The organism is Bacillus sp. D48C (genome assembly GCF_053345735.1).
Genome location: NZ_JBKFAQ010000006.1, coordinates 48,589 through 61,150 on the forward strand (window position 1 = coordinate 48,589; position 12,562 = coordinate 61,150).

Annotated in this window: 11 protein-coding genes; 10 read left to right on the forward strand and 1 reads right to left on the reverse strand. The window is 37.4% G+C overall.

Going from position 1 to position 12,562, the window contains the following annotated elements:
• Positions 1 to 212 precede the first annotated feature (212 nt).
• Positions 213 to 791 (forward strand): AAA family ATPase, encoded by a 579-nt coding sequence (locus tag ACLBXA_RS16345; RefSeq protein ID WP_000332115.1) that lies wholly within the window; start codon positions 213 to 215, stop codon positions 789 to 791.
• Positions 788 to 1,360 (forward strand): DJ-1/PfpI family protein, encoded by a 573-nt coding sequence (locus tag ACLBXA_RS16350; protein ID WP_000722190.1) that lies wholly within the window; start codon positions 788 to 790, stop codon positions 1,358 to 1,360. The genes ACLBXA_RS16345 and ACLBXA_RS16350 overlap by 4 nt, the downstream gene beginning before the upstream one ends.
• A 13-nt stretch (positions 1,361 to 1,373) precedes the next feature.
• Here ACLBXA_RS16350 and ACLBXA_RS16355 read toward each other — a convergent pair whose 3' ends face one another.
• Positions 1,374 to 2,321 carry a class I SAM-dependent methyltransferase gene (locus ACLBXA_RS16355; protein ID WP_000166776.1) on the reverse strand — a complete coding sequence of 316 codons (948 nt, stop codon included), beginning with the start codon at positions 2,319 to 2,321 and terminating at the stop codon, positions 1,374 to 1,376.
• A gap of 194 nt (positions 2,322 to 2,515) precedes the next feature.
• Between ACLBXA_RS16355 and hutP the strand changes: the two genes are divergently transcribed.
• The 8 genes from hutP to ACLBXA_RS16395 all read left to right on the forward strand — a co-directional run bounded on the left by hutP (position 2,516) and on the right by ACLBXA_RS16395 (position 12,551).
• Entirely contained in the window at positions 2,516 to 2,956 is a 441-nt protein-coding gene (hutP, locus tag ACLBXA_RS16360; protein ID WP_000926515.1) for a hut operon transcriptional regulator HutP, read from the forward strand.
• Between the two features lie 105 nt (positions 2,957 to 3,061).
• Positions 3,062 to 4,579, forward strand: a complete 1,518-nt coding sequence (gene hutH / locus ACLBXA_RS16365; RefSeq protein ID WP_000631844.1) for a histidine ammonia-lyase — start codon at positions 3,062 to 3,064, stop codon at positions 4,577 to 4,579.
• 23 nt (positions 4,580 to 4,602) lie between these two features.
• On the forward strand, positions 4,603 to 6,261 hold the full coding sequence (gene hutU, locus ACLBXA_RS16370; protein WP_000416938.1) for a urocanate hydratase: 1,659 nt from the start codon (positions 4,603 to 4,605) through the stop codon (positions 6,259 to 6,261).
• A gap of 12 nt (positions 6,262 to 6,273) precedes the next feature.
• Positions 6,274 to 7,545 carry an imidazolonepropionase gene (gene hutI, locus ACLBXA_RS16375; protein ID WP_000887549.1) on the forward strand — a complete coding sequence of 424 codons (1,272 nt, stop codon included), beginning with the start codon at positions 6,274 to 6,276 and terminating at the stop codon, positions 7,543 to 7,545.
• Positions 7,524 to 8,495, forward strand: coding sequence for a formimidoylglutamase (gene hutG, locus ACLBXA_RS16380; protein ID WP_097981077.1), 972 nt, complete (start codon positions 7,524 to 7,526; stop codon positions 8,493 to 8,495). The genes hutI and hutG overlap by 22 nt, the downstream gene beginning before the upstream one ends.
• Positions 8,496 to 8,756: 261 nt before the next feature.
• On the forward strand, positions 8,757 to 9,218 hold the full coding sequence (locus ACLBXA_RS16385; RefSeq protein ID WP_170264802.1) for a CarD family transcriptional regulator: 462 nt from the start codon (positions 8,757 to 8,759) through the stop codon (positions 9,216 to 9,218).
• A gap of 563 nt (positions 9,219 to 9,781) precedes the next feature.
• Positions 9,782 to 10,909, forward strand: coding sequence for an alkene reductase (locus ACLBXA_RS16390; RefSeq protein ID WP_000204594.1), 1,128 nt, complete (start codon positions 9,782 to 9,784; stop codon positions 10,907 to 10,909).
• 67 nt (positions 10,910 to 10,976) lie between these two features.
• Positions 10,977 to 12,551, forward strand: coding sequence for a glutamate synthase-related protein (locus ACLBXA_RS16395; protein ID WP_242297594.1), 1,575 nt, complete (start codon positions 10,977 to 10,979; stop codon positions 12,549 to 12,551).
• Positions 12,552 to 12,562: the final 11 nt, after the last annotated feature.

Sequence of the window (12,562 nt, forward strand, 5' to 3'; positions counted from 1 at the left end):
TCCAATCTAGTATACTCTTTTTATTAGAAAAGGGAAAGCAAAAAATAATGTAAGCTTGGATTTCCAAGCTTACATTATTGATGCGTCCGTCATAATCTCTATTTTTCATTATAAGTTAGATAAGAATAAGAAACAAGATGATATATATAATGTTGAGAGTTTTCAAATTTCTGTATATTATAGGTGTACTAAAGTGTAAGGGAATGAGAGGCATGGCATACGTAATTTCACTGCAAGGGCCGATGGCAAGCGGAAAAACAACATTGGCTAAAAGATTAGAAGAGAGAGGATATTCGGTTATATATGAAAATCCTTATCCAATTGTAGAAAAGCGAAAGCAATTAAATTTGGATGTGAATTCAAAAGAAGGGTTTATCATAAATCAAAAAATGTTTATCGAAGTAAAAATAAAGGAGTTTCAAAATGTGAAAGATTCAGTTGTTATTTTTGATCGTGGACCTGAAGATATTGAATTTTATACACTTTTTTATCCAATGATTATAGGGAAAGAGTGGGATATAGAAACTGGATTGAAAGATGAATTATATAAATTAAGAGAATGTCGTTCAGATGCTATTTTTTATTTAGATGTGACGAAAAAGAATGTATATGATAGAAAAAATAACGATAGGACAAGAAAACGAAGTACATTTGATGAGCAATTTAAATTAGTAGAAACGGAAAAAGATTGGTATAGACAATTTCCTGTAACTTATTTGGACACGAATAGATTAACAGTGGACGAATTAGAGGCATATTTTATGAGATGGTTGAAGGAGAAAGCGTTATGAAAAAAATACTTTTATTCGTATATCCAACATTTGCGGAGTTTGAAATAACGGTAGCTACAGCATTGCTGAAAAAGAAATATGACATCATTACAGTAGGTTTAACTAAGGAATTGGTTATAAGTGAAACTGGGTTGCAAGTGCAGCCGCATATAGAAGTAAGTGAAGTACGTGTAGATGAGTATGAGGGGATACTTATTCCAGGTGGAGAAGAAGTACAGTTAAAAGATGCAAAAACTCTTTTTTCAATCATTCGGCAATTTCATGAACAAGAAAAATTAGTGGCGGCAATTTGCGCTGGACCGTATGCGCTAGCAAAAGCAGGCTTATTTAAGGGGATTTCTTATACTGCGACTATAGATTATCAAAAATTCGATTGTTTTCCAGTAAAAAATTTTGTGTATGAAGAAGTTGTGAAACATTCAAATATTATTACAGCACAGGGGCATGCATTTGTAGCATTTGGAATAGTGATTGCCTCTTATTTTGGAGTGGCAGACGAACATAATACAAATTTTTATTGTGGTAAAGGCAATGTAGTAATGGAGAAACTTTTACGAGAAAACGTGTAAAAGCTAGCAAATGCTAGCTTTTTTCTTTTTTACACCGATAAATTACTAACGTTTTTGGATCGCGCCATATACCGTTATGGAGAGATAATTCCTTGTTGATTTCTTCTGTTAGCCATTCTTTCATCTCGGCTTGAAGATACATATTATCGGGTATATTTAGCGATGGAAACATGCTAGAAATATAGTTTACTATTGGGGTAGCATGATGAAAAACGAGCGCATTATGAATAACTGTTTCTTCAACAGTTGGAAAAACGGATTGTAATATCTCTTTACCGTTTTCTAAACAAAATGGAGTGACTGATGATGTTGTTTTCGGTAAATCAAATGCGTCTAACATGCGGTTACACATTTCAATTATACGAGGTAGTGTATCGTTAGAATTTGTTGTAGCTAAAAGTGAGCCGCCGGGACGAATTACTTTATGTAATCCTTGAATTGTTGTTTCAACGTCTTTCACATGGTATAACATATGTCTTGCAATTATTAGGTCATAACAATTTGTTTCAAAAGGAAGTTTATTAGCATCCCCTCGTTTCCATTCTATTAAGTTATTCGTCTTAGCAGCTTGAGCAAGCATAGCTTCGGATTGATCCAACCCGGTTAATGGGCCTTTATGACCATTTGTTTGTAAAAGGGAAAGGAATTTTCCACTAGCGCACCCAACCTCTAATATGCTTTCTTCCCCTTGAAGTTGTAAATGTTCAATAACGATTTCATCTAAATTCACTTGTTTTTCTTCGTAATGTTTATGCGTATCGATACGTGTTTGTAAATTGTTACTGACGCTATATTGCCGTTTTACATCATTCATTTTTTCACATTCCACCTTCGTGCAAAATTGCTGAATCGCATGTGTTAATACGTCGGTTTTCTTTAAACCTTCATATTGAAGTGCAGATTCAAACCTTTCAAGTAATTTTTCTTCAATTCGAAAATGAATATCTTTTCGCTTCGTCATTGAAATATCGCCCCTTTGCATCTGTTAGTGAGACTATAGCACGTCTGAAAAATTTGTGTAAATCATTTGTGTACACAAATGGAGGAGATGAAAAAAATGTTTGAATGTGAGTTTAAACTATTGACGATTTAACCGTTTTCATATATTCTTAAATTAAGAAATATTCAAATAATTAAAAGAAATGAGAGAGTCACATGCTTCTCCAAGGAACACATCGAATTGGTCGTATGGCCATGTTGTTGGCACTTGCGGATGAGAATGAAAGCCCTGTATTATCTATTCCAAAAGGTTGGAAGTATTGTACGGGGAAAGTGGGTTCGATGAATTCGCAAAAAGTTGTAGCAGCAATGGAAACAGCGGCTAAGAGCAACCAAGTTATTGAAACAGATGTTTACAGAGAAACACATGCACTTTATCATGCAATTATGGAAGCATTGTACGGAGTGACGAGAGGTCAAATTCAGCTAGCAGACGTTCTTCGTACAGTAGGACTTCGATTTGCGATTGTGCGCGGTAGACCATACGACGGAAAAAAAGAAGGCGAATGGGTTGCTGTTGCGCTATATGGAACGATTGGTGCACCTGTAAAAGGATCTGAGCATGAGGCGATTGGTTTAGGAATTAATCACATATGATTTGCCCATAGTCTATTAGTTAGAAGGGGGCCTTACTTTTTTAGGACAGAAGTCTGTCTTAAAAAGATAAGGTCCCCTTTTGCCTTTTTAAGGAGGAAAAAAAGAATGATTACGTTAACAGGACACACATTGACAATTGAAGAAATGAAGAGATTGTTACTTGAAGGGGAAGGTGTAACAGCCTGTCCAACTAGTATGCAAAAGGTGGCGGAGTGCCGCGAAGTTGTTGAGAAAATTGTCGAGGACGGAAAAGTCGTTTATGGTATTACAACTGGATTTGGAAAGTTCAGTGATGTGCTTATTCAAAAAGATGATGTAAAGGCACTTCAACACAATTTAATTCAGTCACATGCATGCGGTATAGGCGATCCATTCCCTGAAGAAGTATCACGCGGTATGTTAATTTTACGAGCGAACACGATGCTTAAAGGAGTATCTGGTGTTAGACCGCTTGTTGTAAATATGCTTCTTGAGTTTGTAAATCGTAAAATTCACCCAGTTGTCCCGCAACAAGGTTCACTTGGTGCAAGTGGAGATTTAGCACCTTTATCTCATCTCGCTCTCGTATTATTAGGCGAAGGTGAAGTGTTCTATAAAGGGAAACGCGTTCATGCAATGGTTGCTCTTACAGAAGAAGGGCTTGAGCCAATTGAACTTGAAGCGAAAGAAGGTCTTGCGTTAATTAATGGTACGCAGGCGATGACAGCACAAGGAGTTCTTTCTTATATAGAGGCAGAAGCAACGGCGTATCAAGCTGAACTAATTGCTTCGATGACAATTGAAGGGTTACAAGGCATTATTGATGCATTTGATGAAAATGTTCATAAAGCACGTGGTTATAAAGAGCAAGTAGATGTAGCAAGCAGAATTCGTGACATTCTTCATGATAGTAAGTTAACAACAAAACAAGGAGAACTACGTGTACAGGATGCCTATTCACTTCGCTGTATCCCGCAAGTACACGGTGCTTCTTGGCAAGTTTTGAATTATGTGAAAGAAAAATTAGAAATTGAAATGAATGCAGCAACGGATAATCCGCTAATCTTTGATGGCGGAGAAAAAGTAATTTCGGGCGGGAATTTCCATGGTCAACCGATTGCGTTTGCGATGGACTTCTTAAAAGTAGGAATGGCGGAACTTGCAAATATTTCGGAGCGTCGTATTGAGCGTTTAGTAAATCCGCAATTAAATGATTTGCCTCCATTTTTAAGTCCAGAACCAGGACTTCAGTCTGGTGCAATGATTATGCAGTATGCAGCAGCATCACTTGTTTCTGAGAATAAAACGTTAGCACATCCAGCGAGTGTAGATTCAATCCCGTCGTCAGCTAACCAAGAAGATCATGTAAGTATGGGAACAATTGCTTCACGCCATGCACATCAAATTATTCAAAATGCAAGACGTGTTCTTTCAATTGAGATGATTTGTGCAATGCAAGCAGCAGAATATCGTGGTATTGAAAACATGAGTACAGTGACGAAGAGCTTCTACCATCAAGGTCGTCAGCAAGTACCTTCTATTACAAATGACCGTATATTCTCAACGGATATTGAAAATATTGCGCATTGGTTAAAAACGAATTATTCGATAAAAGAAAGATTAGATGTAAATGCAGCACTATAAAATGAGAAAAGGGAGAGATTGAAATGGAAAAAGTACAACAAACAATTCGCGCGCCAAGAGGTACAGAGTTACAAACGAAAGGGTGGGTGCAAGAAGCTGCACTTCGTATGTTAATGAACAATTTAGATCCTGAAGTTGCTGAAAAACCAGAAGAATTAGTTGTATATGGCGGAATTGGCCGTGCAGCTCGTAACTGGGAAAGCTACAATGCAATTGTAGATTCATTAAAAACGTTAGAAAGCGATGAAACGTTACTTGTTCAATCAGGAAAACCAGTTGCCATTTTTAAATCACATGAAGATGCACCGCGCGTTCTGTTAGCGAACTCAAACTTAGTACCAAAATGGGCGAATTGGGATCACTTCCGAGAACTAGAGAAAAAAGGACTTATGATGTACGGACAAATGACAGCTGGTAGCTGGATTTACATTGGAACACAAGGGATTCTACAAGGAACATATGAAACATTTGGTGAGGCAGCTCGTCAACATTTCGATGGTTCATTAAAAGGTACATTAACACTTACTGCTGGTTTAGGTGGTATGGGTGGTGCACAACCTCTTGCTGTAACGATGAATGGCGGTGTTGTCATTGCTATTGATGTAGATAAGCGCAGCATCGATCGTCGTATTGAAAAGAGATATTGTGATAAGTATACAGAATCATTAGAAGAAGCATTGGCTATTGCAAACGAGTATAAAGAGAAGAAAGAGCCTATTTCAATTGGATTATTAGGTAATGCAGCAGAAATTTTACCTGAGTTAGTAAATCGTAATATTATCCCTGACTTAGTTACGGACCAAACATCTGCTCATGATCCATTAAACGGTTATATTCCAGTAGGTTATACGTTAGAAGAGGCAGCGAAACTTCGTGAAGAAGACCCAGAACGTTACGTACAATTATCAAAAGAAAGTATGACAAAGCACGTAGAAGCAATGCTTGCGATGCAAGAAAAAGGCGCAATTACATTTGATTATGGAAATAACATTCGCCAAGTTGCTTTCGATGAAGGTTTGAAAAATGCTTTCGATTTCCCAGGATTTGTTCCAGCATTTATTCGTCCATTATTCTGTGAAGGAAAAGGACCATTCCGCTGGGTAGCTCTTTCTGGTGATCCAGAAGATATTTATAAAACAGATGAAGTAATTTTACGAGAATTCGCTGACAATGAGCATTTATGTAACTGGATTCGTATGGCGCGTCAACAAGTGGAGTTCCAAGGGCTTCCATCACGTATTTGTTGGCTAGGTTACGGTGAGCGTGCGAAGTTTGGCCGCATCATTAATGAAATGGTGGCAAATGGTGAATTATCAGCACCGATCGTTATTGGTCGTGACCATTTAGATTGCGGTTCAGTAGCATCTCCAAACCGTGAAACAGAAGCGATGAAAGACGGTAGTGATGCAGTAGCAGACTGGCCAATTTTAAATGCATTAATTAATAGTGTAAACGGTGCGAGTTGGGTATCTGTTCACCACGGTGGCGGCGTTGGTATGGGTTATTCACTTCACGCTGGAATGGTTATTGTTGCAGATGGAACAGAAGCAGCAGCAAAACGTATTGAGCGCGTATTAACTTCTGACCCTGGTATGGGTGTTGTTCGTCACGTTGATGCAGGATATGATTTAGCAGTGGAAACTGCGAAAGAAAAAGGCGTTAACATTCCAATGATGAAATAAGGGGGAGAAAACATGCTGGACACTTTACTAATAAATATCGGTCAATTACTAACAATGGATCAAGAAGATGGCTTGTTAAGGCGGGAAGCGATGAACACGCTTCCTGTTATCGAAAACGGTGTGGTTGGAATTGAAAATGATGTAATTACTTTCGTTGGAACAGCGGAAGAAGCGAAAGGACTTCAGGCGAAAGAAGTTATTGATTGCGGCGGGAAAATGGTTTCTCCTGGTCTTGTTGATCCGCATACTCATCTTGTATTTGGTGGATCTCGCGAAAATGAAATCGCACTAAAATTACAAGGAGTTCCGTACTTAGAAATTTTAGAACAAGGCGGAGGTATTCTTTCAACTGTAAATGCAACGAAACAGGCGTCGAAGGAAGAACTTGTTCAAAAAGCGAAATTCCATTTAGACCGTATGCTATCTTTCGGAGTTACTACTGTAGAAGCGAAGAGCGGTTACGGATTAGATGATGAGACGGAATGGAAACAATTAGAGGCAACAGCACAATTACAAAAAGAGCATCCAATCGATTTAGTTTCCACATTTTTAGGTGCTCATGCAGTTCCGAAAGAATATAAAGGTAGATCGAAAGAATTTTTACAATGGATGTTAGACTTATTGCCAGAAATGAAAGAGAAGCAATTAGCGGAGTTCGTTGATATTTTCTGTGAAACAGGTGTGTTCTCTGTCGAAGAATCAAAAGAGTTTTTATTAAAAGCGAAAGAGCTTGGCTTTGATGTGAAAATTCATGCGGATGAAATAGACCCTCTTGGTGGTGCGGAAGCAGCGGCAGAAATTGGTGCAGCATCAGCGGACCATTTAGTTGGCGCTTCTGATAAAGGGATTGAAATGCTTGCAAACTCGAATACAGTAGCAACATTATTACCAGGAACAACTTTCTATTTAAATAAAGAAAGCTTTGCTCGTGGTCGTAAAATGATTGATGAAGGTGTTGCAGTTGCGTTAGCTACAGACTTTAACCCAGGTAGCTGTCCAACTGAAAATATTCAGCTTATTATGAGCATTGCGATGCTAAAACTGAAAATGACACCAGAAGAAGTGTGGAATGCCGTAACGGTTAACTCATCATATGCCATTAACCGTGGTGATGTAGCTGGGAAAATTAGAGTTGGTCGTAAGGCAGATTTAGTTTTATGGGATGCTTATAATTATGCTTACGTACCGTATCATTACGGCGTAAGTCATGTGAATACAGTATGGAAGAATGGTAATATTGCATATACAAGAGGTGAACAATCGTGGAGCACGGCCACTATTTAAAGAAGAATGCAAAGTTTATTGATCGTGAAGTGACAAAATGGAGTGAGATAATTAAAGATTGGGAGGAAGGCGTAGAAATATTCGGTGCTGCCTTAATTGGAGCACCCCTTTCTAAGCCATCTATTAGTCATTCAGGAGCAAGTTTTGCTCCAAAAACAATTCGTGCGATGTTAGATGCATATAGTACGTACGCAATTACAGAAGAACACGATATGAAAGAAAGTGTCTTATATGATTGCGGCGATATCACGATGCATGTGACGGATATAAAAGAAAGTCATAACCGAATTGCGAAAACAGTTGGTCATGTAACGAAAGTAAATCCGAACATGGTACCAATCGTTCTTGGTGGTGACCACTCGATTAGTTTTCCGAGTATAACAGGCTTTACAAACAGTAAAGGAAAGGTCGGGATTATTCAATTTGATGCTCATCATGATTTACGTAATTTAGATGATGGAGGCCCGTCAAATGGTACACCATTCCGTAGTTTATTAGAAAATGATGTCATTACAGGGAAACAACTTGTTCAAATTGGAATTCGTAATTTTTCTAACGCACGTGCGTACCATGAATATGCAATAGAGCATGGCGTAACAGTGTATACAATGAAAGACGTACGAGAGCGAGAAATAAAAGATATTATCACGGAAAGTATTGAAGTATTAAGAAAACAAGGTGTGACTTCTATTTATATTTCTCTTGATATGGATGTACTAGACCAAGCGTTTGCACCAGGTTGTCCAGCAATTGGGCCTGGTGGAATGGATAGTACGACTTTACTAGATGCGATTGAATTCCTTGGTAAAGAACCGCTCGTTCAAGGAATGGATATAGTAGAGATTGATCCAACTCTTGATTTTAGGGATATGACGAGCCGAGTAGCTGCGCAAGTAATTATGAGTTTTCTTTTAGCGAGGGAAACAATTAGTAAGCGGGTTAGTATATAGACGGAAAAGTAGATCTTTATCTATGCATTATCAAAAACACATTACTACTCAAAAGTAGTGATGTGTTTTTATGTTAAAAGAGAATGAATGTGTATGGAACCGTTAATAAAATTGCGGGTTGTTATAGTGTATTGTGTAAATTTAATTTCTTGCTTCTGAAGTGTTGACTTGTAAAATAATTTTATGATAAAATAAAATTTTTGCTAAAAAACTAAAAGTATGTTAAGCTTGAGAAGGTTACCATATATGGAGGTGGATTATTTGTTTCAAATTGGCGATAACATTGTTTATCCAATGCAGGGAGCAGGTATAATTAAAGCCATAGAAGAGAAGGAAATCTCAGGAGAAAAACAACAGTATTATGTTATAAAAATGTCGGCTAGTAATATGGAACTAATGATTCCAGCAGGGAGAATATCGAATTCGAATATACGACCAGTTACGGATATAACCGCATTAGTACACATAATGGATATTTTTCAACATGGGGAGTCAGATAGATTACTTACGTGGAAACAAAGGTATAAATTGAACACTGATAAAATAAAGACGGGTAAAATGCAAGAAGGTGCTGAAGTTGTGCGTGATTTAATGCGTATACAGAAAGAAAAAGCACTTAATGCAAGCGAAAAGAAGATGTTAGATAACGCATATGAATTTTTGATTAGTGAGCTGGGATTAATTGAAGGTATCACAGAAAATCAGATAAAAAGCTTTTGTTAAGGTTCATTACAAATAATGTATTATATCCCAAAAAAGATCTTGAATTTTTTGGGAACATAATTATAGAAAATTTATCATTTCAAAGACATTCAACTCTTTCACACCACTTTTAGAGCATTACCTCTATTGTTATTACTACAATCAAATCCATTTTTATTTTTTAATTTCATTTATGAATGTTCGAAGTTTAATTGAATACTTCGATAAAATAGTTACTTGATTTTTGCAATCCTGATTCACACTGGCACGGACGAGGAGCCGTAAGGATGAAAGAGAGGTAGGGCTTTCATTGTTTTAGGTATATAAGTTATTATTTTTAGAAGAATACTGAACCATATTCACTTCTATTGATAAGGTATTTTTTATATTAAAGAGATAAATGAATTGACAACCATATATGTTCAACAAAAAAGGTTTCCTTCTAAGGAAACCTTTTTAATATTATTTATAGCATTTTATTTTTTCTATATTCGAATTTTTTATTGTAAAGTCGTAAAAATTGACGTTACTATCTAAAAGTAAGTATGATGCGATTATAGTAAGATTTTTTAGGGGGAAGAAAGATGACAAGTTCAAGTAATAAAGCAGCGAGTATTTATGAAGGAACAAATGTAAACGCTGGGGGATCTTTTGAAAACGTTGAAGAAACAAAGTTGTTTGATCCAATTCAAATTGGAGCTTGGTCTCTTCGTAATCGTATAGCAATGGCACCAATGACAAGATGCTTTGCAGATAATGAGACTGGAGCAGTGGGTGCTGATGTAGTGGAATACTATAGAAAGCGTGCTGCTGACGGAGTTGGATTAATTATTACAGAAGGAATTGTCATTAGTCCAAGAGCGAAAGGGAATCCAGGAGTACCAGGAATTTATACACAAGAACAAATCGATTCTTGGAAACCTGTTACAGAGGCAGTACATAAAGAAGGCGGGACGATTATTGCTCAAATATGGCATGTTGGGCGTATGAGTCATCATGAAATAATTGGTGGCCAAATGCCGCAAGCACCATCTGCTATCGCTGCAGAGGGAAATGTTCCACGTTTTCGTAAACCGTTTGATACGCCAGAAGCAATGACGTTAGAAGAAATACAAGAAGTGATTGGTCAATACGCACAAGCTGCGAAAAATGCAATCGAAGCTGGATTTGATGGAATAGAAATTCACGGTGCACACGGATATTTAATTGATCAATTTACGTATGACTCTGCGAATAAGCGAACAGATAAATATGGCGGTAATTTAAAACAAAGGTTAACGTTTATGAAAGAAGTAACGGCTGCTGTAATAGAAGCTGTTGGAGCTAATAAAACACTTCTTCGCTTCTCTGCTTTCAAAGGTGATAATCCTACTTATATGTGGGAAAATCCTGAGCTTGCAATTGAAACGTTCGTAAATATGTTCAAAGAAGTTGGATTAACGATGATCCATCCTTCAACGATGAATTATACGCAAGAAATTGCTGACGGAAAGAATTTTCATCAACTAGTAAGAAAATATTGGGATGGTACAATTGTTGGGGTTGGTAATTTAAATCCGAAAGAGGCCGAAGAAGCGTTGCAAGAAGGAACGATTGATGTAGTGGCATTCGGCAGACCGTTAATTGCTAATCCAGACTTTGTTCATCGAATTAAACATGCTGAAAGTTTAGTTGAATATGACGCGAAAGAGCATCTTGTTACGTTAGTATGAATAAAGATAAAAGGAGAACACATCGAGTGTTCTCCTTTTATTATGGGATTTTATAGGGGGAAGCGGGATGAGTGAAACGCTACTCGTTATTATTAGTATATTACTATTTTTAATGTTGCTTTTAATCGTCTTTTTTATCATTACATTTTTTATAAAAAAACGAACACATCATTCTATTTTAAAGTTACATCCATACTTAGGAAGAATGCGCTACTTACTGGAAAAGATAGGGCCTGAATTTCGACAATATTGGTTTGATCATGATACGGATGGAAAGCCTTTCTCACGTTATGATTTTCAAAGTGTTATGTTTTTAGCGAAATATCGCTCTGAAATACTTGGTTTTGGATCAAAACGAGATTTTGAAGCTTCTGGCTATTATATTGCTAATACATTATTTCCGATATTGACTGAGGAATTAAGTGTGAATTTCACGCAAGAGCGAGAAGGTAAAAAGTACGTGATTCATAAAGAAGGGTTATTTTCAAGAAGAGAAAAATTGACAGCGGATACAACGAATCTTTGGCTGTACGAAGAAGATGATGCAATTATAGTCGGTGAGAACCGTAAATATCCGTGGAAGCTACATGGTATGTTTGGTGCATCTGCGACTTCTTACGGCGCGATTGGAGAAAATTATATTTTAGCGAGTGGTTTTGGAGCAAAAATGGCAGGCGGATCGTGGATTAATACTGGTGAAGGTGGCGTTATTCCAGAACATTTACATACAGGAGCAAATATCCTTGCGCAAATTGGTCCAGGGTTATTTGGATACCGCGATGAGGACGGTAATTTTTCAATGGGAAAATTCAGGGAGAAAGCAAAAGAAAGTAATATTAGAGCATTCGAATTGAAATTTGGGCAAGGTGCTAAAATACGTGGTGGTCATCTAGAGGGACAAAAAGTAAATGAGAAAATTGCTTCTGTTCGCAACGTCAGAAAGGGAGAGACGATTAATTCACCGAATCGATTTTCATTTTTAAAGAATGCAACGGATACACTTTGTTTTATTCAACAGTTGCAAGAAAGCGGCGGTAAACCAGTTGGAATGAAAATTGTAATTGGTCAGCAGGAGCCTTTGGAAGATTTATTTAAAACGATGAAAGAGTTAAATATCTATCCAGATTTCATTACAATTGATGGTTCAGAAGGTGGATCAGGAGCGACGTATAAATCGATGGCAGATAGTATGGGAATGCCGCTTATTCCAGCGTTACTGACATGTATTGATACAGCGAATCATTATGGTGTTCGGGACAAATTCAAAGTGTTTGCATCGGGGAAATTAATCACACCAGATAAAGTGGCGATTGCTTTAGCGATTGGAGCGGATGCTGTAAGTTCAGCCCGCGGATTTATGATGGCAAGCGGCTGTATTATGGCCCTTCAATGTAATTCTGGCCAATGTCCATCTGGTGTAGCCACGACGAATCCGCATTATCAAAAAGCGTTAGATCCGTATGAGAAGAAGTGGCGAGTCATGAATTATATTATTAGTATGAGATATAGTTTATTTTCATTAGCAGCGGCAGCGGGAGTGAAGAGCCCGCGCCATTTAACTAGAGAGCATATTGTGTTTAAAGACGAGATGGGGAGAGTAGTTCCTCTTTCGGAATTGTTTCCTATAGTAAATCAAATCTAAAAGTATATTTG